Below are 23,725 nucleotides of genomic sequence, written 5' to 3' on the forward strand. Positions count from 1 at the left end.
GTGTATTTTCTATGCGGAATTAAAGTTTAAATATATTCAAAATGAAAAGAAATACCATCTATTGTTCACAAATCTAAAACACTTCACTTTTACTATCCCTCAATAATAGCTAAATTTACAGCACTAAAAGAAAGAAAATTTGAGCTCATTTATAGATGAATTGAACGAAGCCCAAAAAGCTCCTGTTTTGCACAAAGACGGACCTTTAATGGTTATTGCTGGCGCAGGATCGGGTAAAACTCGTGTACTTACATATAGAATTGCACACCTTATGGCGCAGGGTGTAGATTCTTTTAATATACTATCCCTGACATTTACCAATAAAGCGGCACGTGAAATGAAAGCACGTATTGCCACTATTGTAGGTAATGCAGAAGCAAAAAATCTATGGATGGGAACTTTCCATTCTGTTTTTGCCAAACTGTTACGTATTGATGGGGATAAACTAGGTTACCCTGCCAATTTTACAATTTATGACACGCAAGATTCTCAGCGTCTATTAGCCTCTATTATTAAGGAAATGGGACTTGATAAGGATATCTATAAATACAAGCAGATCCAAAACAGGATTTCTTCATTTAAAAATAGCCTAATTACGGTAAAAGCGTACCGTAATGATCCAGATTTGGTAGAGCAAGATGCTATGGCAAAAAAGCCAAGGACAGGTGATATCTACGAAAACTATGTAGATAGATGTTTTAAGGCAGGTGCAATGGATTTTGATGATTTATTATTACGAACCAATGAGCTTTTAACTCGCTTCCCAGATGTATTAGCAAAGTATCAAGATAGATTTAGATATATTTTGGTAGATGAGTACCAAGATACCAACCATTCTCAGTATTTGATCGTAAAGGCTCTGGCCGATCGCTTTCAGAATATATGTGTGGTGGGTGATGATGCACAAAGTATTTATTCTTTTAGGGGAGCGAATATTAGTAATATTCTAAACTTTCAGAAAGATTATGAAAATGTAGGAATGTACCGTTTAGAGCAAAATTACCGTTCTACACGAAATATAGTAAACGCTGCCAACTCTGTAATTGGTAATAATCAAAATCAGATAGAAAAAGTAGTTTGGACAGATAATGATGATGGTCCTTCTATTAAAATTCATAGAAGTACTACAGATGCCGAAGAGGGTAGGTTTGTGGCAAATTCTATTTGGGAACATAAAATGCAGCAACAAATGACCAATGGTCAATTTTGTATATTATATAGAACAAACTCCCAATCTAGGGCTATGGAAGATGCCTTGCGTAAAAGGGATATTCCATATCGTATTTATGGCGGACTCTCATTTTACCAACGTAAAGAGATTAAAGATGTGTTATCTTATCTGCGTTTGGTCATCAACCCAAAAGACGAAGAAGCTTTAAAGAGGGTCATAAACTTCCCTGCAAGGGGAATTGGTGGCACTACGCTAGATAGGTTAGTGGTAGCGGCCAATCATTACAACCGTTCCATTTTTGAGGTAATGGAGAATATTGATAGGATCGATTTAAAAATAAATGCGGGTACTAAACGTAAATTGACAGACTTTGTAACCATGATCAAGAGTTTTCAGGTCATGAGCGAAACTGTAGATGCCTTTGCATTGTCTGAGCATGTAGCCAAGAAAACCGGAGTTCTTTTAGAGTTTAAGAAGGATGGAACTCCCGAAGGTATTGGTAAAATGGAGAATATTGAAGAACTTTTAAATGGTATAAAAGATTTTGTTGAGGGCCAAAGAGAGATTGATGAAGCAACAGGAAATATTAGTGAATTCTTGGAAGATGTTGCTCTTGCTACAGATTTGGATAATGACACCGGAGATGATGATAGAGTAGCATTGATGACCATTCACTTGGCTAAGGGGCTTGAATTTCCGTACGTGTATATTGTAGGTATGGAAGAAGATTTGTTTCCGTCCGGTATGAGTATGAGTACGCGTAGTGAGTTGGAGGAGGAACGTAGGTTATTCTATGTAGCTTTGACCAGGGCAGAAAAACAAGCGTATTTAACCTATACTCAAAATAGATATAGATGGGGTAAATTAATTGATGCAGAACCTAGTCGTTTCTTAGAGGAAATAGATGAGAAGTATGTAGAGAACCTTACACCTGTTGATGGTGGTTATAGGTATAAATCGCTCATAAATGCCGATATTTTTGGTGAAGTTGATAAGAGTAGATTGCGTCAAGAAAAACCAGTAAGAGGTACACCGCCAATTATAGGTCAGCCCAATACGGGACAACTTAAAAAATTACGAAAACTAAAACCACAACTGTCAGAGCCTGTAGTTAATACGAATAAAATTGATCCTAACCTTACGGAGGGATCATTAATAAACCATAGCCGCTTTGGTCGTGGTAAAGTAGTGAAAATTGAAGGTGCCGGTAATGATAGAAAGGCAGAAATAATGTTTGATAAAGGAGATATCAAAAAACTATTACTTCGCTTTGCCAAGTTAGAAGTATTGGGATAGTTTTGGTATATTTAATATCAATACGGTTTTTTAAAACCAATTTGCTATGGCAGAATTTATTAGAATATATGAAGAAAACCCTAACCCTAAAGAAATAAAAAGGGTAGTGGAAGTATTACGTAAAGGGGGCTTGGTTATATATCCTACAGATACAGTTTATGGGTTGGGTTGTGATATAACCAATACAAAGGCGCTTGAAAAAATTGCACGCATTAAAGGTATAAAGCTCGCAAAAGCCAATTGGTCTTTTATATGTACCGATCTAAGTAATCTGTCAGACTATGTACGACAAATAGATACGGCCACTTTTAAAATATTAAAAAGAGCTTTACCAGGACCTTATACTTTTATATTGCCTGGCAATAATAATTTGCCTAAGGAGTTTAAAAAGAAAAAGACGGTTGGTATTCGTGTGCCGGATAATAGTATTGTTAAAGCTTTGGTTGAAGAATTGGGCAACCCTATAGTTTCAACTTCTATTCGTGATGAAGATGATGTTCTTGAATATACTACTGATCCTGAGTTAATTTTTGAAAAGTGGAATAATCTTGTTGATGTAGTTGTTGATGGAGGGTATGGTGGTAATGTAGCTTCTACAGTTGTAGACGTATCTACAGGTGGCTTACCCCAAGTAATTCGAGAAGGTAAAGGAGACTTAAATATTATATAATAAATTTTATACTAAGTTTAAAGCATAAAAAAAGCGGCTCATTGGAGCCGCTTTAATTTTATATGCGAAACAGTAATTATTTGTTGATTGCAGGATCTTTCATTCCTTCTTCAATCATGCTGTAGAACTGATCGATTTTTGGAAGAACAACGATACGAGTTCTTCTGTTTTTAGATTTTTCAGTTGTAGAAACCGGTACATACTCTGCTCTACCTGCCGCAGTCATACGCTTAGGATCTACATTGAAATCTTTTTGTAAGATACGTACAACCGCAGTGGCACGTTTAACACTTAAATCCCAGTTATCCAATAAAGAACCATTGCTTCTGTAAGGTACATTGTCTGTATGACCTTCTACCATGAATTCAAAATCAGGCTTATTGTTAACCACTTTTGCAACTTTGCCTAGAACCTCTTTAGCGCGTCTAGTAACATTGTAGCTACCACTACTAAATAACAACTTGTCTGAAATAGATACGAAAACAACACCTTTTTCAACGCTAATTTCGATATCCTCATCATCTAAATTCCCTAAAACACCTTTTAAGCTTTGTACCAAAGAAAGGTTTACAGAATCTCTACGAGTAATAGCATCATTTAACTTACGAATAGTTAAATCCTTTTCTTGTAAGCTCTCTAATGACCTCTCTAGGTTCTCAGCACCTTTGGTAGTCAAAGTTGTCAAGTTGCCCATGTTGTTGATCAACTCTTGGTTGTTCGCCTTTAAAAATGCATTCTGGTCCTCTAATGTTTGAAGTCTAGATGAAGCGGTTGCTTTTTCTTCTAAACAGTCATTTAATTTAACAGTTGCAGAATTCAATAAATCCTGTGCACTTTTGTGTTTTGCTTCTAGATCTGCATACTTCTTTGATGATACACAAGAAGAAAGTAAAAGCGTTACTCCAAGACATCCTAATAATACTTTTTTCATAATTTGATTCTATTATAATGATTTAGTTAATTACTCAATTTCGCATATAAGCGACTTCAAAATTATATAATTACAAAGTCAATTATATGAGTTGTTAGTTAATCTTTTACTAAAATGTTAAAATTGCTTATTCTATTTACAAAGTAAGACCATACAATGGACTTAGTTGCATAGTATTTTCTAAGAAACTGTGTTTTTTCTCTTTTTTTATACATTTTTCTAAACTGTCTATAAAAGCTTAAATGAGCTCTAAAAATAGCTAAAAAGTGTTTAAAACGAAATTGAAAAAGAAATCGTAAGGCCGCAATACCGTCTAATAACAATCTTAATAAAATTATGATGAATGCTTTTCTTCGGGGTAGGTTTTTAGTAATCGAAAATAACGTGTTCCTAAAATTTAGGTACGTTTTTTTCGGATTCATATTACTTAATGTAGAACCACCTAGGTGATATACCTTTGCGGTACCTACATAAAATATCTTGTAGCCATGGTTTTTTGCACGCCAACATAAATCTACTTCTTCTTGATGCGCAAAATAATCTTCGTCAAACCCATTTAGTTCCTGAAACACTTCTTTTTTAATGAACATACATGCGCCCGTTGCCCAAAAAATCTCTGAAATGTCATTATATTGTCCAGTGTCTTTTTCTAAAGTTTGAAAAACCCTACCTCTACAGAACGGATAACCTAATTGATCAATAAAGCCACCAGCTGCCCCTGCATATTCAAAATGATCTTTTTTAAGTAAATCAAGAATTTTTGGTTGTATTATTGCGGCTTCAGGTACCTTGTTAAAGGTTTCTATTATAGGGGTAAGCCAGTTAGGGGTAACTTCTACATCTGAATTCAATAAGCAAAAGATATCGGCGTCTACATGCGCCAAAGCGTCATTGTATCCTTTAGTGAAACCACCGTTCTCTGAGTTTTGAATTATTTTAACTGTAGGATAATTGGCGGTAACGAATGCTACAGAGCCATCTGTTGAAGCATTATCGGCTACATAGATATCTGCATCGTTAGAATAATTGATGACAGAGGGTAGGTACCTTTCTAAAAGGACTTCACCATTCCAATTTAATATGACTACGGCTATCTTCAAAACGATCGCAAATTAACGGCTAAAATCAGGAATTTCCCTCATAAATTCATATTTTTCCTCAACAAGGTCTGTTTGGCAGTAATAATGAGAGAGTCCGTTCGTAACCATTAAGTATGTAGCATTCAATTTAAAATTGTACTGTGCTATTTGATCGAAGGTCATTTGAGATATGGAAACTTCAGGTGCTTTACATTCTACAAGTATATGCAGCTGACCGTTAGGTTTGAACACGACCACATCATATCTTTTCTTTAAACCGTTGAGAGTAATTTGTTTTTCTACATTAATATGACTTATGGGATATTTTTTTTCTTGAATAAGATATTGAACTACATGCTGGCGAACCCATTCTTCTGGAGTAAGAACCAAAAATTTTTTACGTATAACGTCAAATATTAAGGTTCTATTTTCGCTATTTTTGACCCTGAAAGTGTAGTTAGGGAAATTTAGTGGCTGCATTATACAAAGTTGATGATTTTTTCTGAATGGATGAAGCTGTACAAATAGTCAATGCAATTAAGAAAGGGCAGATAAGCCCTATTTATTTCCTTTATGGGGAAGAAGCTTATTTTATTGATAAAATTTCCGATTTTATAAGTGCTAACGTGTTGACCGAAGATGAAAAAGGTTTTAATCAGATGGTGCTGTATGGTAGAGATGTTTCTGTAGAGGATATTGTAGGCAATGCCAAACGTTATCCTATGATGGCAGAAAGGCAGGTAGTCATAGTGAAAGAAGCGCAACACTTATCTAGAACTATAGAAAATCTTTGTTCGTACGCAGAAAATCCGCAGCAATCTACAGTACTTGTAATTTGTTATAAATACAAGAAGTTAGATAAGCGTAAGAAGCTACATAAAATTATTAAAAAGAGCGGCGTAATTTTTGAAAGTAAGAAGTTATACGAGAACCAGGTTAGTGATTGGCTTAGAAAACACTTGGTAAGCCGTGGATATACCATATCTCATAAAGCTGCTTTGTTATTGGTAGAATACTTGGGGACGGACTTAGGTAAAATCAGTAAAGAACTTGATAAACTAAAATTAGTTTTACCAAAACAAACAGAGATCAACCCTCAGCATATAGAAGAGCATATAGGGATCAGTAAAGACTATAACAACTTTGAGTTAAAAAGAGCTATTGGTGATAGAGATATTGTTAAGGCTACTAAGATTATCAATTATTTTGCCCAAAATCCAAAAGACAATCCGTTTATATTAACGATCACCTTATTGCATTCATTTTTCACGCAGCTTTTACAATATCACGGACTTACTGATCACTCGCCAAAAAATGTTGCCAGTACATTACGTATAAACCCTTATTTTGTGAAAGAAATACAAATTGCGGCCAGAAATTATCCAATGAAAAAAGTTAGTGGAATTATTTCTAGTCTACGCGAAATGGACTTAAAAGGTAAAGGGGTTGGGGCTACCCCAATGAATGAGGCAGACCTATTGAAAGAATTGCTGTATAAAATTATATAGCGATTACTTTTTATCTATACCGAATTTACCAGGTCCCAATAATGAAATTGTAATGAAAGCTACTAAGTAAAACAGTGCTTTTTCTTTTGTGTTAAAATCATCGGCTCCATGAATTACAAATGCCGCAACTGCCATAGTTATAGCTGTGGGTATTGCTGCTAGGCGTGATTTAAATCCAATAATAATTAAGATAGGACAAATAAATTCACCAATTACCGCTAAAAATAGAGAAGGTGCTTCTCCCATACCAAAAGGATCTGCAAATTGAAAATTACCTGAAATAAGTTGTTGAAACTTTGGGAGACCATGGGTCACCATCATAACTGAAACTGCAATTCTAAAAAAAGCTAAGCCGAGATCTTTTAATAAGGTGTTTTTCATTAGTAGGAATTATTTCCCTTAAAAGTATCATTTTTTTTTTGTTTTTACAGAAGATAACGGTCTAACTTAAGATGTTAAATGCTCATGTTTCTTAATGAAATACAGAGGTGGCTTAGTTTTCAGTAGGTTAGGTGGGTTATTGTAATTGTTAAAATTTCAAATGAAATATTCAGGAATTTTAGTGTTAATATGGGTGCATAAGTTTTTTCTTACCTATTATGATCAAGAATTATAATTTGAACGATAATCTAGATGTAAATGTCCTAATGTTTACATTCAAATTTAATAAAACTCTCCATGAAATGCTTCGTAGGCTTGCCTTAAAGTTGTTTGCTGCAATTTTGTGAACCAAAGTCAAAAAAGGAGCATTTAAAAGAAGCTCTTTTTTTAGCTATTATTGCTTCGATGAATTATCTCAATTTTGGATAATCACTTGGATTAACTTCATGCATTATGGCATACACCTTTTCAAAAATATCTTCTCTGTTAGGTTTGGAGAAATAATCACCATCAGAACCATAAGCGGGTCTATGCGCTTTTGCGCTTAAGGTTTGTGGAGCACTGTCCAGATATTTAAATGCACCTTGTTTCTCTATGATTTCGTTTAAAAGATAGGCAGAACACCCTCCTGGCACATCTTCGTCGATTACCAATAAACGGTTTGTTTTCTTTACACTTTCCAATACGTCCATTTCTATATCAAATGGTAATAATGTTTGTGCATCTATTACTTCTGCATCAATACCAACTTCTATTAATTCTTTGGCTGCCTTTTCTACTATACGTAGCGTAGAGCCGTAAGAAACCAAAGTGATGTCATTCCCTTTTTTAATAGTTTCTACCTTGCCTATAGGGGTGCAAAATTCACCAAGGTTTTTTGGTTTTTTCTCCTTTAAACGATAACCGTTTAAACTTTCAATGACCAATGCGGGCTCATCACTTTTTAAGAGTGTATTATAAAAACCGGCAGCTTGTGTCATGTTTCTAGGTGCCAAAATATACATGCCTCTAAGTAAATGTATCAATCCGCCCATTTCAGAGCCAGAATGCCATATGCCTTCTAGTCTGTGACCTCTTGTTCTAATGATTAAAGGAGCTTTTTGTTTTCCGGCTGTTCTATATAGTAAGGTCGCTAAATCATCGGTTAAAGTGGATAATGCATAAAATATATAATCCAAGTACTGAATTTCGGCTATGGGTCTAAGGCCTCTTAACGCCATTCCTATACCTTGACCAATAATGGTTGTTTCACGAATACCGGTATCGGCAACACGTATTTTACCATATTTATCTTGCATTCCTTCAAGACCTTGGTTTACATCTCCAATAGCACCTGTATCTTCACCAAAAATTAAGGTATTGGGGTATTTTTCAAATAGCTTGTCAAAATTGTCCCTAAGAATCACCCTGCCATCAACTTCTTCGTGATTATCACTATATTCTGGTATAATGGCGGTTACGTTTGTTGCTTTATTGTCATTTTCGCTGTACAGGTAGGAACTGTACTTGTGTTGAGAATTTTCTAGAAAGCTAGCTGTCCAATTGATAAGATCTTGCTTTTCTTTTGTGTTTTCACCAAGTAAATAGCGAAGCGATTTTCTTGCTGAAATAGCTAAATCTTTTTTAACGGGCTCTTCGGTGGCAATTAAGTCGTTCTTTAATTTATTTAAGAAGTTCTTGTTCGCGCTTTTAGTAGCAGCTTTTTCTATTAGAAGTACCAGTGTTGCTTTTTCTGATAGATTGTCCTTTAAATACTCGTCCCAAGCTTGTTTTTTAGCTTCTCTAACGGTTCGTTTAATTTTCTTCTCAATAGATTCTAATTCGTTAGAAGTTGCAATACCAGAATCTAAGATCCATTCCTTAAAACGTTTATTGCAATCGTGATCACGTTCCCATTCTAATCGCTCATTATCTTTATAACGTTCATGTGATCCAGAAGTAGAGTGGCCTTGTGGTTGTGTTAATTCTTTTACATGAATTAATACTGGTACATGCTCTTGTCTGGCAATATCTGCCGCGTTCTCATATACATGCATTAACGCAGTATAATCCCAACCGTTTACTTTTAAAATCTCATATCCCTTTTCGTTTTCACTTCTTTGAAAGCCAGATAGAATTTCTGATATATTTTCTTTTGTAGTATGAAATTTTGCAGGTACGGAAATGCCGTATTCATCATCCCAAATACTAATGACCATAGGTACTTGTAGAACACCGGCCGCATTTATTGTTTCAAAAAACATTCCCTCACTAGTGCTGGCATTGCCAATGGTGCCCCACGCTATTTCGTTACCATTTACGGAGAACTTGGCACTATCCAGGCCTTCTTGGTTTCTATATACTTTAGATGCTTGCGCTAATCCTAATAGCCGTGGCATTTGCCCTGCAGTACATGATATGTCCGCGCTGCTATTTTTTTGTTTCGTTAAATCTTTCCAACTGCCGTCTGCATTTAAACTATGGGTTAAAAAATGACCGCCCATTTGCCTACCTGCACTCATAGGTTCCTTTTCTATATCTGTTGTTGCGTATAGAGCATGAAAGAATTCTTTGGGCTGTAATAGGCCTAAGGCCATCATGAATGTTTGATCTCTATAATAGCCACTTCTGAAATCACCATTTTTAAAAGATCGGGCCATGGCTAATTGAGGTAGTTCTTTTCCGTCACCGAAAATGCCGAACTTAGCCTTGCCCGTTAGCACTTCTTTTCTACCTAATAAACTACAGGTTCTGCTTAAAAAAGCGATTTCATAGTCATTGATAATTTGCTCTTTGAAATCTTCAAAAGAAATGTCGTTGCTAGTTTTAGAAGAAACATCCATGTATTAAACGTGTTTATACAAAATTACCGAATCAAGTACTTTTTAGCAACGCTACAACTAGTTAATTTATTCCATATTTTTCAACAAATTTGATATTTCCTTAAAAATATCTGAATTTTATCGAATTTTTTTAGGAACCGTATTGAGATTTGTCAATTTAAAACCATTTTCTTGTAAATAGTCCTGTTAAGGTTTTAGGACTCACCGTTATGATAAAACGTATTTTTTCACCATAATTGGGTTGTGAAACTTCCCAACCGTTATTGGAGTGTACAGGTAAGTAAAGTTCAAAGTAATCTGTCACTAAATTTAATCGTACACCAGAATCATAAACGAACTTGCCATCGCGATCATTATTTTTGACCCATCCGGCATCACCATATAATTCAATCCATTTCCAAAGATTAAAGCTGCCATTCACAGTTGCTATCCAATCGTTAGAAAATCTGTAGCTTTGGTCTAAGAAAGATTTAAATCCGCCTTCGGCAATAATAATCTGTTGGCTATAGATACCAGAATCTTCCGATCTTCCTAAATACCCATAATCAAAAAGATAATCTGTTGGCCTATCCAGGGCAAAGCTGAAAAAATCTGTCTGAGTTTTATTGCTAAGAAATTTACCGGCAAAAAATCTTAGATTAAGCTGCCTATTGTTTTCAAATAATTTTCGGTATTCGTATTCAAACGATAGTTTGCTGAAATTACCCGCTAATTGAAAATCAACGAACCATGAATTATAATCTAATATACCGTTATTTCTGTTAGAATAACGTGCATTGAAAACACTGTAGTCTGGATTTTCCGGATCATTTGCCAAGCTAATAAGTGCAGGGTCAAAGTCCCTAAAAATGTTAACATACCTAAATGATAGAAACTCTCTTTTGTTCGATAATAAATCTGCTGGTCGAAAACCAAAACTTAGAGAGGGGGTTATAGAAGAGTATCTAGAATTTTCATTAAAGTGAGAGGTGCCTGCACCTATATTGTATTGGGCAACATACAACCCGCTTTTACTTAAGTATTTTCTGTAACTAAATTTCCCCGATCCTACAAAAGCTTTTTCTTTAAAAGAGTAGGATGGTGAAAAATCATATACAAATGGTCTTTCTAGCAAGGTTTTGTTATATAATCGCATTCCGGGTGTCCAGCCATCATACACATTAAAACTTAGTACGGGTACGTAGAAAACCTGATTGTAATATGGGTTTTCGGCATCCTTAAAAAAGGTGAACTTTAACTTCTTGTTGCTAGATAAAAAACCTTTTAAAGATTTCCAATTATCGCGTTGGTTGAATTCTGGTATCTTTTGATCATAATTGAGTACCAGACGATCCTCCTCTTTATTGGCAATAGTAAAAGTTTCTTCTAGTTCAATATCTTTGAACCAATATTCAGAGACTACAGAATCTTTTTTAAGACCGAACACTGAAATAGGCACATTGGTGCCCTCTTTGTTTTTAATAGTTACATGTAAGGAATCTGTTTCTTTCTTTACTTTTTTAATTTTGAAATCAATTTTACGATCTGTTGAAACATAATCTCTAAAAAACCAATTGATGTCTTGGTTGGTAGAACGTTTTAAGATGGATTCAAAATCAGCAACCTTTACGTTATTTAACTTATAATATTGAAAGAAGGTTTTAATACTTTGATCTACATGTTCTTGGCCAATATAGTCTGCCAAATAAGCCAAGCCTAACCCAGCTTTATATTTGTTGGCTATTTTTTGATTGAACTTTATAAGAGAATCGTTTGAGGTTTCTAGCGCTTGATCTAGATTTTTACGAGCAGTAAGATTATATAAAAAAGCATACTGGTCATTAAAATCCATCTTTGCCAACTCAAAACTTCTAAAGCCCCAAATACTAGAAAGTTTACCCATTAATTTTTGATCGGGGTAATATTTTTCTACATAGGCGATCATTAAGTAATTTGCTATAGCGCTATTTAACCATTGTTCTTTTCTAGGGTTTAAGAACATGGTTTCTCTTAAAATGCTGTTGATTGCCGTTTTTAAGAACTTCATTTCAAACTGAAACTGTTCTTGGTAAGGGCGAATAAAAGAAGGAAGCTGATTTATACCGTATAGGGGGTCTTTGTTGTAATCAAGCTCGCTAACCAAAATTTTATTATGCGGGTAGTCACCAAGATTAGTGTGAATGAAATTGGCTACTTTATTTATGGACAAACCTTGACCTATAGGACTGTATCTTGGGGCGCTAATGTCAGTCAAAAATGTCATGTAAGGCGTTTTGTGCGTGTAGAATTTTTTCTGGGTATTCAGAATAATTTCTCCGCCCCGCTGCAAGTTTCCTTTTAATTGGGCAAACTGTCCATTAGGAAAGTTCGATTTGGTATAGAGGTCAAAATTAGACGCAAGGAACAAGCTATCCGGGTATTTAAAGTTTATGGTAGTATTGGTTTCATTCATATAAAGATCCTCAAGATTTTTATTTGAATACAAGTGCCATTTACCGTCATATACAGCGGGCGTTAAATACCAATCTTTTAAATAATAGTCTCCACGGCTACCGTAACCGTAAGGAGTGTATTTGTTTGGTGGTAATTTTACTTTATAAGTGATGAAGATTTTGGTTGATGTGTTTGGCGGTAATATATTGTCAAGCGTTACCTTTAATATATCTTTTCCTTCTGTACGGCTCCACTCAAGACCATTATAAGAGGCATCTACAACACTGATTATAGTAGTTTTTCCGCGTTCGTCCGCTTTTGCTAGATGAAGCGATTTTTTGAACTCTTGAGCAAACCTTTTTGCTAGCCCTGTATTTTTATCTGAATACGCATTTGCCCAATCATTAAAATAAATGACGCCTAGGTTGTAGTTAGAATTGTTGTAATAAGTGAACTCTTGACGAATATCCAACTCTTTGGTATACTCGTTTAAACTAACGGTAAGGTCAGTTTCATACTGTGCATAGCAATTAGTAACATTGGCAACGATTGTTGCTGTTAATAAATAGAAAAGTAATTTTAAATTTTGTCTCAAGGCTTAAATTAAAAATTAGGACTCATACTGTGGCCTTTGTAAAATGAATCTATAATTTCAACAACCTCTTCTTCTGTATCTACTATTTTAATGAGATTTAAATCCTCGGGACTAATATTTCCTATTTTAAGCATGGTGCCTTTTATCCAGTCCATAAGTCCGCTCCAGAACTCACTGCCCACCAGAATAATTGGAAACTTACCAATTTTATGAGTTTGAATAAGGGTGATGGCTTCAAAAAGCTCATCTAAAGTTCCAAATCCGCCAGGCATTACCACAAAGCCCTGAGAGTACTTTACGAACATGACTTTTCTAACAAAGAAGTAATCGAAATCTAAACTCTTGTCATTATCAATGTACGGATTATCATGTTGCTCGAACGGTAAGTCAATATTTAAACCTACAGAGGTACCACCGGCAAGATTAGCACCTCTATTACCAGCTTCCATAATACCTGGCCCACCACCGGTAATGACTCCGTAACCAGCTTCTGCAATAGATTTTGCGATAGCTATTGCTAATTTGTAATATGGATCCTCTTCTTTTGTTCTGGCAGAGCCAAAAATAGAGACACATGGTCCTATTTTGCTCATACGTTCAAAACCGTTAACAAACTCGCCCATTATTTTAAAAATGGCCCATGAGTCGTTCGTTTTAATTTCGTTCCAGCCTTTATGATGTTTCTCTGATCTCATATTTAACGTACTATTCTATTGTTCTTAAATGACTCAAATTGTTATTTCAATTCTCTTTTTAGAAATTTTGCGGTGTAACTTTTCTTATCCTTGGCAACTTGCTCCGGAGTACCTTTTGCTACTAATTGTCCACCAGAACGCCCGCCTTCATAACCAATATCAATGATGTAATCTACCATTTTAATTACATCCATATTATGTTCAATAACTAAAACAGTATTTCCTTTGTCCGCTAATTTATTCAAAACTTCCATTAAAACACGAATATCTTCAAAATGAAGTCCGGTTGTAGGTTCATCTAAAATATAGAAGGTATTCCCTGTATCTCTTTTAGATAGTTCCGTAGCTAATTTAATTCTTTGTGCTTCACCACCTGAAAGGGTAGTGGATTGCTGCCCAAGAGAAATGTAACCTAGGCCCACATCTTGTATGGTCTTTAACTTACGATGTATTTTAGGAATAAGTTCAAAAAATGATACCGCTTCATTAATGGTCATTTCCAAAACATCTGAAATAGATTTGCCCTTATAGCGAATTTCTAAGGTTTCTCTATTGAATCTTTTACCGTTACAGGTTTCGCATTCTACATAAACATCTGGTAAGAAATTCATTTCTATGACCCGTAAACCACCACCTTGGCAAGTTTCGCAACGACCACCTTTTACATTAAAACTAAATCTACCCGGTTTGTAACCTCTAATAGATGCTTCTGTAGTCTTTGCAAATAACGAGCGTATTTCGCTAAACACGCCTGTGTATGTTGCCGGGTTTGATCTAGGGGTTCTACCAATGGGAGATTGGTTAATATCAATTACTTTATCGATGTGCTCTAGCCCCGTAATTTTCTTATACGGCATTGGCTTTTTAACGCCATTAAAATAATGGGCGTTCATGATGGGATAAAGCGTTTCATTAATTAGCGTAGATTTTCCACTACCTGAAACTCCCGTAACCCCTATCATTTTTCCTAAAGGAAACTTAACCGTTATATTCTTTAAATTATTTCCTGTACAGCCAGATAATACTATTTCATTGCCATTACCAGGTCTTCTTTTCTTTGGCACTTCAATCTCCTTAACACCGGTCATGTAATCGGCAGTAAGGGTATGAACATTCTTTAATTCTTCTGGTGTACCTTGAGATATAATCTCGCCACCATTTTTACCGGCCTTGGGTCCAATATCAATAACATGGTCTGCACGCTCTATCATATCTTTATCGTGCTCCACAACAATTACCGAGTTGCCTATGTCTCTAAGAGATTCTAAGGACTTGATCAACCGCTCATTATCACGTTGGTGTAAACCTATACTTGGTTCATCTAAGATATATAATACACCTACTAGTTGAGAACCTATTTGCGTAGCTAGTCTAATTCGTTGTGCTTCACCACCAGAAAGCGATTTTGAACTTCTGTTCAATGATAAATAATCAAGACCTACATCTAATAGAAACTGGATCCTAGTACTTATTTCTTTTATAATTTCTTGGGCTATCTTAAGCTGGTTACCGCTAAGATTTTTATCCAGACCCTTAAAGAATGCCGCAAGTTCAACAATATCCAAATTAGCCAGTTCTGCTATATTCTTTTCTTCAATTTTGAAATAAAGCGATTCTTTTTTAAGACGAAAACCTGTGCATGACGGACAAGTAATCTTGTCCATGTATTCTTTTGCCCATCTTTTTATTGTGGTAGAAGCAGCTTCTTCAAATTGATTTTTTATGAAGTTAGAAATACCTTCGTAATCAATTTTATAAGTGCGCTTAACACCTAAAGATTTAGAATCTACCTCAAAACTTTCTTTGCCTCCGTTCAATAGAATTTCAATAGCTTGGGCAGGTATTGTTTCTATGGGGTCGGTAATTTGAAAATTATAACGTTCCGCAATGGTTTCTATCTGTTTGAAGGCCCATGATTTCTTATAGTCGCCCAAAGGTGCAATACCGCCTCCTTTAATAGATAGTTTTTTATTTGGAAATATTTTCTTTTCATTTACCTCATAAACATGCCCCAAGCCTTTACAATTGGGACACATGCCTTTTGGTGAGTTGAACGAAAAAGTATTGGGCTCTGGAGTAGGATAGGAGATACCCGTTGTAGGACACATAAGATCTCTACTAAAATATCTAGGTATATCCGTACCTTCTTCTAATACCATTAATACATTGTTGCCACTGTACATGGCTGTATTTATACTTTCAGATAATCGCTTGTGAAAATCCTCACTCTCGGCAACTTTTAGACGGTCAATAACAATCTCTATATCGTGGGTCTTATAGCGATCCACTTTCATTCCTTTAACAATATCCTTTACCTCACCATCAACCCTGACTTTTACAAATCCTTGTTTGGCAATTTGCTCAAAAAGTTCGCGATAATGCCCCTTTCTAGATTTAATTACCGGAGCCAGGATGTTTATTTTTTTATTTAAGTAAGATGCAATGATCAAATCTTTAATTTGTTCATCGCTATAGCTTACCATCTTTTCATCCGTATTGTAACTATGTGCATCTGCGGCACGGGCATAAAGCAGTCTCAGAAAATCATAAATTTCCGTGATCGTACCTACCGTAGACCTTGGTGATTTAGAGGTCGTTTTCTGTTCAATGGCAATTACAGGAGATAGTCCGTCAATTTTATCCACATCTGGGCGTTCTAATCCGCCTAGAAACTGTCTTGCATACGCAGAGAACGTTTCAATGTAACGTCTTTGACCTTCTGCATAAATGGTGTCAAAAGCTAAAGAGGATTTACCACTACCAGACAAGCCGGTTATAACAACCAATTTTTCTCGGGGAATGGTAACATCAATATTTTTAAGGTTATGTACGCGTGCGCCCTTAACTTCTATATTTTCTTCAAAATTAATCATGTATATTCATAGCAAGGTTGCAAAAGTACGATTTTGAAGCCTAATTACATATGCTAAGTTATTGTTAGAATTGTTGTAGAAACATAAATTTTAACCCAAATCCTTAAAAGGTAGTCTTTACTCATGCATTACCAATAGAGGTACCGTAGAATGGTAACTTAAGTGTTCTAAGGAGTTGTTGAAGAACAACTGCTGAAACAAATTTAAATTTTTAGCGACCATGGTTAGCATTTCAATTTTATTTTCAGTGATATAGGTAACTATTACTTCTCTTGTGTTCTTACCTAGTATATGCTCAAAACTATGGGTTTCTGAGCATATTTCTTTTAAATAATCATGTAGGTATGCCTTGTTGATTACCTGTGTGTTAGAAAAATTAGGTCTTGATTGCGACATGTGAATTACCTCTAGCTTTGCGTTAGAGATTTCAAGTATTTCCGTTATAGAATTTAATATAGGATAGGTGTAGAATAGATTAAAATCTGTAGGAAAAGCTATTTTTGAAGGCTTTTTAGCAATAATAGCATCAGGTATTACAAGTACGTTACAGGCTATTTTTGTAATTACGTTTCCTGTATTGCTACCCATTATACTAGCTTTTAGGCCAGAAATGCCTTTTGTGCCCATAACTATTAAATCTATCTTTTTCTCCTCTATGGTTTTTTTTGTAATATCAATGAAGTTCCCGTATTCTTCAAGAGAAATGAATTTATGTTTAGGGTTTGGGTTACATGTACCTATTCGGTCAATAGTCTCATTCAGTTTATCTCTAGTACTATATTTTTTTTGTGCATTTAGTGTCATAAATGAATTGCCGGTAATGTCAGAATTGCTTAAATTATTTACATGCAATACATAAAAAATGCATTGTTTTTTTTCAAAAAAACACGCAGCGTATTCAAGGGCGTTCCAAGAGTTATTGGAAAAATCAGTGGGAATTAAAATGTGTTTCATTCATGTGACTTACGCTACAAAAGTAAATCCATATAGAAACTTAATAAATGATATATATCAGATTAGGATTAGTTTACATATTGTAAAGCTTTGAGTTCCATAATTTGTATGTTTCTTCCTTCAATGGTAATAAGTCCTTCTTTTTTAAAGCCTGATAATGTTCGTATTAAACTTTCAGTGGCTATACCTGCAACACTTGCCAAATCATTCCGTGAAATTTTAATAGGTTCATCTGGCTTTGTATTCATAATATCAGCAAACTGTAGTAAAGTTTGTGCCGTTTTTCTACGTACAGAACTGTATGCCATTTGTAGCAATTGCGCTTTAATGTTAGAAATATTAGCTGATAATAACTCCATTAGTTCTAATGAAATGGTCTTGTTCTCATTTAATATTTCTTTTAAGTTTTCTTTTGATATGCCTGCCAATTCAACGTCTACAAGTGCTGTAGCAGATTCTTGATAAGGTTCATTGTTCAAGAAAGATGTAAAGCCTAAAAAATCATCAGCTTTAGATAGTGATGTAATTAATTCTTTACCGTCTGGGTCCATATTGTAGCATTTGACAAGCCCTTCTAAAATTAGGTAGATTTTATTTGAACGAGCACCTTCTTCGTAAATGATTTCTCCTTGTTTAAAATTAGAAGGTTCACCATTATCATCAAAAAAGTTTTTAAGTTCATGAATGGTGCGCATTTCATTTTCTGAAACACCGTGTTCTTTAGATGTTTTGTCTTGCATACGTTTAAGAAGTTCAGCTTTAGCCAATCTACTTTCAACGGCACTCATTAATTCTTCTTCTTCAAATGGTTTGGTTAGGTAGTCATCTGCCCCTAAATCCATTCCTTTTCTTATTTCTTTGTGTTCTGTCTTTGCAGAGAGAAAAATGAACGGTATCTGTTTTGTTTTTTCGTTGTTAGATAGGTTTTCCAAAACTCCATAACCATCAATCACCGGCATCATAATATCACATAAAATAATATCGGGTAGATTTTCATTTGCAGCTTCAATACCAATTTTACCGTTTGGGGCAGTTATTACATCATAACCGGATAATTCTAGAAGTTCTTCAGTATTCTCACGCAAGGCTTTGTCGTCCTCAATCAATAAAATTCTTTTCATCTTCTAATTGGTTTTTAGTTTAGGAATAAATAAAGTAAACGTTGACCCATTATTTTCTGCACTTGTAAACTCAAGACTGCCTCCTAAATTTTCAATATGTTGTTTCGCAATATTTAGACCTATACCCGTTCCTTGGGTCAATAAAGCATTCTCTGCTCTAAAATAACGATTAAAAATGTGTTTTTGCTCTTCCTCAGGTATGCCTATGCCTTGATCAATGACGTTAATGGAATAACCGGTATCTGGTAGTTCTACTTTAATGTCTATGGTAGTATCTTCTGGTGAATACTTAATGGCATTGTGTATTAAATTTGATAATGCCAACTCTAATGTTTTTTCATCAAAATTAATATTTAGCTCATCTATGTTGTCAGGGTAACGAATCTGTTGACCTGATTTAAGTAGCATATTACTATTATACACTACTTCATTGACAATTTTACTTAAAGGAAATTCAACTATTTTATAATTGACCTTACCAGACTCTAAGCGCTCAACAGATAGAAAATCGTTTAATATAGTGTCTAAGTATTTTACTTTATTCTTAATGGTGGTAATGTGTTTGTCTCTTTTTGGCTGTTGCGCTGTTTCAGTGTATTTGCCAAGTAAGGTAATAGAGGTTAAAATGCTACTTAGTGGTGTTTTAAATTCGTGAGACACTAAAGATAAGAATCTGGTCTTTAGCTCATTAAGTTCTTTTTCAACGGCTAATGCTTCTGTGAGCTGTTGTGTGCGTTCTTCAACTGTTTTTTCTAGATTTTCAGTATAATTTTTTCGTTCTGTTATATCTAATATAAATGCTACATACACTTTATTTTCACCTAAAGTAGATAATTGTAAGTGTACTTCAACCGGGTATGTAGTGCCGTCTTTTCTACCGTGCTTGGTTTCAAATTTAACTTTAGCGGTCTCATCCTTTAATAATGGAGCTATTAAGGCTTGGAATCGAGAAATGGTCATTTCCGGTTTAATGTCAACCGGGGTCATGTGATATAATTCATCAATTGAAAACCCAATATTCCTTTGTGCTTCTTTATTAACGTTCAGGAATTTAAAAGTTTCGGCATCAAACACAAAAATTTCATTTAATGACTCATCAAAAATACTTGCCCAATGGCTTAATTCTTTTTCTCTGTTCTTACGGTCAGTAATATCAATAACCAACGCCATAACGTAAGTAGCGCCATAAAACTCGAACGGATTTAACCCGGCCTCTACAGGGAATTCCTTGCCATCTTTACAGATTCCGTACAGGTTTCTGCCATGGCCCATTTGGCGCTTATCACTTTTTGCAATAAACTTTTCTACATGGGCATCATGACCGGCGTGGTATCTTTTAGGAATGAGTACATCTAAGGGTTTTCCTAACAGTTCTCCCTTTTCATAACCAAACATTTGTTCTGATGAAGTGTTGGTAGCCACTACAATTTGATTGGCGTCTACCACGATAATTCCCTCAGATACTCCTTCTGATAGTAAGTTAAAAATGTCACTGTTTTTTTGAAAATCCTGCATATATCAAATATATTAATTACACTGATTATTATCATATAAAAAGTGCACTCTATATTTTAATTTTATCTTTAAATCAACTTCAAAAAAAACAATACAATGGAAAATACTGCGAAAACAATGAACGGACTCTATGAAAATTTAGGAAAGCTTTTTTATGCCGTTGCCATAAGTGACGGTACCGTTCATAATAATGAATGGGAAAAAGTTAAAGAGCTTGTAAAACAAGATTGGTTGTATTTAGATGACTTTACCGACCGTTACGGTACAGATGCCGCCAACCAAATTGAAATTGTATTTGATGTGTTAATGGAAACTACCAAAAGTAGTAAGGAGTGTTTTGATGCGTTTAAGGATTTCTATAAACTACATCCGCACGCATTTTCTGAGCAAATAAAAACCTTGACCAAAAAGACGGCCAAGGCTATTGCAAGTTCTTTTTCAGGAAATAATAAATCTGAATTAATTATGCTGGCAAAAATTGATCTGCTTTTAGATTAAAGCTGTATCATTAGTTTTTTTATATCTGGATCTGCATATATTTTTTGAACCAAATCACTATAAATACGAGTAAATCTTTCTTCGTTGATTAAATTACCGAATAAAGATTCTTGTCTTATAAATGCCAATGGATCAGACTGGGTTTTGCTGGCAGCTTGGTGCAGTTGATCTTGCATGGCATCAATAATCGCTATAGAGTTTCCGTTCTTGTCTATTCCTTTGTCACTATAATAACACCATGCGGCAATAACTAAAGTGGCAAATTTAATACTGCCGGCGTTTGCTAAATTATCTTGGATTGTGGCTATTAAAAATTTTGGCAATTTTGCAGAACTCTCTGAGCAAATACGGCTTACGCTATCTTTAATATTTGGGTTGGCAAAACGTTCTTGTAAGCTGTCTTTGTAAGCTGTTAAATCAATGCCTTCTAATTGATCTAAAATTGGTGTGGCTTCTTCGTCCATGAAAGCTCGTAAATAGGTTACGAACAAATCATCTTCCATGCAAGCGTTTATAGTTGGGTGACCATGGATGGCACCCAAAATACCAAGAACGGAATGACCTGCGTTTAAAAGGCGCAATTTCATTTTTTCATATGGCTTTACGTCTGGTACAAATTGCACTCCAACTTTTTCAAATTCTGGTCTACCATTAGAGAAATTATCTTCAATGACCCATTGAATGAATGGTTCACAAGTAACTGGCCATTCATCTTTAAGTCCGTATGTATTTTCTAAATAATTAATATCTGCCTGTGTAGTAACGGGAGTAATACGATCTACCATACTGTTAGGGAAACTTACTTCCTTTTCAATATAAGCAGCCAATTCTTCATTCTGCTTTTTTGCAAATGTCAGCAGCATTTCTTTGGCAACATCACCATTATGTTGAATATTGTCACAAGACATTACCGTAAAGGCAGGTAGCCCTTGTACTTTTCTTTTTTTGATGGCAGCGGTTAAAAATCCGTATATAGTTTTAGGGTCGTTCGGATGTTGTAATTCATGCTGTATATCTGCATTTTCAAAATCGAATTCACCCGTTGCCGGATTAAAATTGTACCCTCCTTCAGTAATGGTCAGGGATACTATTTTTGTATCAGGATGTGCCATTTGATCAATTACAACATCAGGCGTGTCATATCCTAATTTGAAGTCGATGATAGAACCTATTATTTGAGAATCTATTCTACCGTCCGGATGCTTTATGATCAAAGTATACATGCCGTTTTGTTTCTGTAAGATGTCATGAATTTTTTGATCACCCTCTCGCAGTCCAATACCGCAAATTCCCCATTCAGAAGCATTTTCTTTTTCTTGTAACAAATGGGTGTAAAAGGCCTGGTGGGCTCTATGAAAACCACCTACACCAACGTGCACCATACCTACTTTAAGTGATTTTCTATCAAATGTAGGGGTAGGTATTTGTTTGCTTATTTCTGCTAAATTATTGCTGTTCAGCATTACTTCTTTTATCATTTTTAGCTCAATTTTTTAGATTTTCCTCGTAATAAGGCCCAATAGGCGGTAACGAAGTAGGTTACCGTACATATAAATGCATAACGGTAAAAGGTTTCTCTATTTTCAACATAGCTATTTTCGTTAGCACTGTCAAATAACACTATACCAGCCAATATCAAGGTGATTATAAGAGCAGTAAGGGAAACCAGTTTTATCACTTTTGATAAGGGAGTGGTGTCTTTCTTAGGTGTGGTTTCTAGTTTACTTTTCTCTTCTTGGTATGCTACAATTTTTTCATTGCGTAGTCTTTCTTTTTCTTCAGCTTGTGGGTACTTATTTTTAGCTCCGTATTTACCTGCTAGAATTGTGTATACAATAATAGTGAACATCCATGTAGGTATGAACAGGTAGAAGAAAGACATCACGTTCAGTGCATTTAAACCAAAACCGAAAACCAGTCCTAATCCCCAGGAAATTATTGCAGGAGAGCTAAAAGTGAGATTGCGGTAAGAAGACCAATAGCGGGTGTATCCAATTTTTGGAAATATTTGATGTTCTGCAAATACAATTCCACCTACAGGAACTACCAATAAACCTGCATAGGTCAACAGTGGTAAAATCTGTGAGAATACAAAAGGGAAACAAGCTATGGCTATAGTAATTAAACCCACTACTATGGTCGTCTTTTTTCGTGAATGGTTATAAAAAATTGCTTGTGCCGCTAATCCTGCTCTATATAGATTAGTGATTGCCGTTGTCCAGCCTGCAACGATTACTATTACAAAACCAGACCAACCTAAAGCATAAAAAGCAACATCGCCGGGGTCTAGTTCAACAATTGTTTTCCCTATAATTACCGCAGCTCCAGCTCCCATAATACCGGCAGCGATCCAGGCAACATAGTGCCCAAACATCATACCTGTACTGGTTGCGAGTCCGTAAGATTTCTTTTTGGCAAAACGTAGTAAAGCCATATCAATTAAGCCGAAATGGGTAATGGTGTTTGCGGCCCACGCGAACCCGATGACTTCAACAAGTCCGATACCGGGTTCTCCTGCGCTATCAACTCCTGTCCATATCGATCGGTCTCCAAGCGATATCAAATCATTCCATCCGTAAGGTAATGTTGTTCCTAATACATCTAAAGATAAAGCTGGTAATAATACCATTGCACCACTCGTGAACATGACAAAAAGCCAGGGCGCACATATTCCTGAAAATTCAGAAACTGCATTAAATCCGTATAAAGCAATAGAAACCACTACGAGCCCAACACAAAATACGATGATTACAAACCACATGTTGGTGGGGTACCAGTTCAATTGTGCGGGAATATCAAAAGCAAAACGCACTGCTGTAGCGGACACGGTGATCATAGCTGCGGATATCACCGAGAAAATAATAACGTTTGCCCAATTGTAGAGCTTAGTCATGGAATCTCCTGCAATTTTGTTTAGGTAGGTGTATAAGCTTAACCTTGTTTCTACGGCAATTGGCGAGGTAATGAAGGTCCAGCTAAGTACTGCCAAAATATTACCGATCAATAGACCTAAAATAATGTCCATTGTTTTGGCTCCTAGTGCTACAAACGTAGCACCAATTACAAACTCTGTTGCTGCTACGTGTTCTGCGGCGTACAAACCTGCAAAATGGGTCCAATCATGTAGCTTATGTTTTGCAACGGGTAGTTGTTCTTCGTTTAAATTTTCGAACGCGGCATAGTCGTTGTTTTTTGACATAAGTT

General features: G+C 35.4%; 17 protein-coding genes. 4 read left to right on the forward strand and 13 right to left on the reverse strand.

Annotated features, from left to right (window positions below; translation table 11 throughout):
* Positions 1–139: 139 nt before the first annotated feature.
* Positions 140–2,467, forward strand: a complete 2,328-nt coding sequence (locus BW936_RS17380; protein WP_076550734.1) for an ATP-dependent helicase — start codon at positions 140–142, stop codon at positions 2,465–2,467.
* 46 nt (positions 2,468–2,513) lie between these two features.
* Positions 2,514–3,137 (forward strand): L-threonylcarbamoyladenylate synthase, encoded by a 624-nt coding sequence (locus tag BW936_RS17385; RefSeq protein ID WP_076550736.1) that lies wholly within the window; start codon positions 2,514–2,516, stop codon positions 3,135–3,137.
* Between the two features lie 76 nt (positions 3,138–3,213).
* On the opposite strand, the gene BW936_RS17390 is transcribed toward BW936_RS17385, so the two are convergent.
* From BW936_RS17390 to BW936_RS17400, 3 genes are all read right to left on the reverse strand, one after another.
* Positions 3,214–4,068, reverse strand: a complete 855-nt coding sequence (locus BW936_RS17390) for an OmpA family protein (protein ID WP_076550738.1) — start codon at positions 4,066–4,068, stop codon at positions 3,214–3,216.
* A 98-nt stretch (positions 4,069–4,166) separates the two neighbouring features.
* Positions 4,167–5,168, reverse strand: coding sequence for a glycosyltransferase family 2 protein (locus BW936_RS17395; RefSeq protein WP_076550740.1), 1,002 nt, complete (start codon positions 5,166–5,168; stop codon positions 4,167–4,169).
* A 12-nt stretch (positions 5,169–5,180) separates the two neighbouring features.
* Complete coding sequence (locus tag BW936_RS17400) at positions 5,181–5,627, reverse strand: type I restriction enzyme HsdR N-terminal domain-containing protein (RefSeq protein ID WP_076550742.1); 447 nt, start codon at positions 5,625–5,627, stop codon at positions 5,181–5,183.
* A gap of 26 nt (positions 5,628–5,653) precedes the next feature.
* Between BW936_RS17400 and holA the strand changes: the two genes are divergently transcribed.
* Entirely contained in the window at positions 5,654–6,655 is a 1,002-nt protein-coding gene (gene holA / locus BW936_RS17405; protein ID WP_076550744.1) for a DNA polymerase III subunit delta, read from the forward strand.
* Positions 6,656–6,658: 3 nt separating this feature from the next.
* Here holA and BW936_RS17410 read toward each other — a convergent pair whose 3' ends face one another.
* The 8 genes from BW936_RS17410 to BW936_RS17445 form a co-directional block, all read right to left on the reverse strand.
* On the reverse strand, positions 6,659–7,036 hold the full coding sequence (locus BW936_RS17410) for a DoxX family protein (protein ID WP_076550746.1): 378 nt from the start codon (positions 7,034–7,036) through the stop codon (positions 6,659–6,661).
* A 410-nt stretch (positions 7,037–7,446) separates the two neighbouring features.
* Positions 7,447–9,858 (reverse strand): alpha-ketoacid dehydrogenase subunit alpha/beta, encoded by a 2,412-nt coding sequence (locus BW936_RS17415; RefSeq protein WP_076550748.1) that lies wholly within the window; start codon positions 9,856–9,858, stop codon positions 7,447–7,449.
* 157 nt (positions 9,859–10,015) lie between these two features.
* Positions 10,016–12,865 carry a M1 family aminopeptidase gene (locus BW936_RS17420; protein WP_244156258.1) on the reverse strand — a complete coding sequence of 950 codons (2,850 nt, stop codon included), beginning with the start codon at positions 12,863–12,865 and terminating at the stop codon, positions 10,016–10,018.
* 8 nt (positions 12,866–12,873) lie between these two features.
* Entirely contained in the window at positions 12,874–13,560 is a 687-nt protein-coding gene (locus tag BW936_RS17425) for an LOG family protein (RefSeq protein WP_076550751.1), read from the reverse strand.
* 41 nt (positions 13,561–13,601) lie between these two features.
* Positions 13,602–16,433: an excinuclease ABC subunit UvrA gene (uvrA, locus tag BW936_RS17430; RefSeq protein WP_076550754.1), complete on the reverse strand. Its 2,832-nt coding sequence runs from the start codon at positions 16,431–16,433 to the stop codon at positions 13,602–13,604.
* 117 nt (positions 16,434–16,550) lie between these two features.
* Positions 16,551–17,387: a universal stress protein gene (locus BW936_RS17435; RefSeq protein WP_076550756.1), complete on the reverse strand. Its 837-nt coding sequence runs from the start codon at positions 17,385–17,387 to the stop codon at positions 16,551–16,553.
* A gap of 68 nt (positions 17,388–17,455) precedes the next feature.
* On the reverse strand, positions 17,456–18,508 hold the full coding sequence (locus tag BW936_RS17440) for a response regulator (protein ID WP_076550758.1): 1,053 nt from the start codon (positions 18,506–18,508) through the stop codon (positions 17,456–17,458).
* A gap of 3 nt (positions 18,509–18,511) precedes the next feature.
* Complete coding sequence (locus BW936_RS17445; protein WP_076550760.1) at positions 18,512–20,023, reverse strand: sensor histidine kinase; 1,512 nt, start codon at positions 20,021–20,023, stop codon at positions 18,512–18,514.
* Between the two features lie 96 nt (positions 20,024–20,119).
* On the opposite strand from BW936_RS17445, the gene BW936_RS17450 reads away from it, so the two are divergent.
* On the forward strand, positions 20,120–20,521 hold the full coding sequence (locus BW936_RS17450) for a hypothetical protein (protein ID WP_076550762.1): 402 nt from the start codon (positions 20,120–20,122) through the stop codon (positions 20,519–20,521).
* On the opposite strand, the gene BW936_RS17455 is transcribed toward BW936_RS17450, so the two are convergent.
* Positions 20,518–21,999, reverse strand: a complete 1,482-nt coding sequence (locus tag BW936_RS17455) for a mannitol dehydrogenase family protein (protein ID WP_076550764.1) — start codon at positions 21,997–21,999, stop codon at positions 20,518–20,520. The two genes, BW936_RS17450 and BW936_RS17455, sit on opposite strands and share 4 nt — an antisense overlap.
* A gap of 2 nt (positions 22,000–22,001) precedes the next feature.
* Complete coding sequence (locus BW936_RS17460) at positions 22,002–23,720, reverse strand: purine-cytosine permease family protein (RefSeq protein ID WP_076550766.1); 1,719 nt, start codon at positions 23,718–23,720, stop codon at positions 22,002–22,004.
* Positions 23,721–23,725: the final 5 nt, after the last annotated feature.

Source organism: Maribacter ulvicola, from assembly GCF_900155985.1.
GTDB lineage: Bacteria > Bacteroidota > Bacteroidia > Flavobacteriales > Flavobacteriaceae > Maribacter > Maribacter ulvicola.

What these genes read in the sequence shown, in the direction of transcription:
- BW936_RS17385 (WP_076550736.1), top strand. Translation starts at nt 2,514, where the DNA reads ATGGCAGAATTTATTAGAATATATGAAGAAAACCCTAACCCTAAAGAA.
- BW936_RS17390 (WP_076550738.1), bottom strand. Translation starts at nt 4,068, where the DNA reads ATGAAAAAAGTATTATTAGGATGTCTTGGAGTAACGCTTTTACTTTCT.
- BW936_RS17400 (WP_076550742.1), bottom strand. Translation starts at nt 5,627, where the DNA reads ATGCAGCCACTAAATTTCCCTAACTACACTTTCAGGGTCAAAAATAGC.
- holA (WP_076550744.1), top strand. Translation starts at nt 5,654, where the DNA reads ATGGATGAAGCTGTACAAATAGTCAATGCAATTAAGAAAGGGCAGATA.
- BW936_RS17410 (WP_076550746.1), bottom strand. Translation starts at nt 7,036, where the DNA reads ATGAAAAACACCTTATTAAAAGATCTCGGCTTAGCTTTTTTTAGAATT.
- BW936_RS17415 (WP_076550748.1), bottom strand. Translation starts at nt 9,858, where the DNA reads ATGGATGTTTCTTCTAAAACTAGCAACGACATTTCTTTTGAAGATTTC.
- BW936_RS17425 (WP_076550751.1), bottom strand. Translation starts at nt 13,560, where the DNA reads ATGAGATCAGAGAAACATCATAAAGGCTGGAACGAAATTAAAACGAAC.
- uvrA (WP_076550754.1), bottom strand. Translation starts at nt 16,433, where the DNA reads ATGATTAATTTTGAAGAAAATATAGAAGTTAAGGGCGCACGCGTACAT.
- BW936_RS17435 (WP_076550756.1), bottom strand. Translation starts at nt 17,387, where the DNA reads ATGAAACACATTTTAATTCCCACTGATTTTTCCAATAACTCTTGGAAC.
- BW936_RS17440 (WP_076550758.1), bottom strand. Translation starts at nt 18,508, where the DNA reads ATGAAAAGAATTTTATTGATTGAGGACGACAAAGCCTTGCGTGAGAAT.
- BW936_RS17445 (WP_076550760.1), bottom strand. Translation starts at nt 20,023, where the DNA reads ATGCAGGATTTTCAAAAAAACAGTGACATTTTTAACTTACTATCAGAA.
- BW936_RS17450 (WP_076550762.1), top strand. Translation starts at nt 20,120, where the DNA reads ATGGAAAATACTGCGAAAACAATGAACGGACTCTATGAAAATTTAGGA.
- BW936_RS17455 (WP_076550764.1), bottom strand. Translation starts at nt 21,999, where the DNA reads ATGATAAAAGAAGTAATGCTGAACAGCAATAATTTAGCAGAAATAAGC.
- BW936_RS17460 (WP_076550766.1), bottom strand. Translation starts at nt 23,720, where the DNA reads ATGTCAAAAAACAACGACTATGCCGCGTTCGAAAATTTAAACGAAGAA.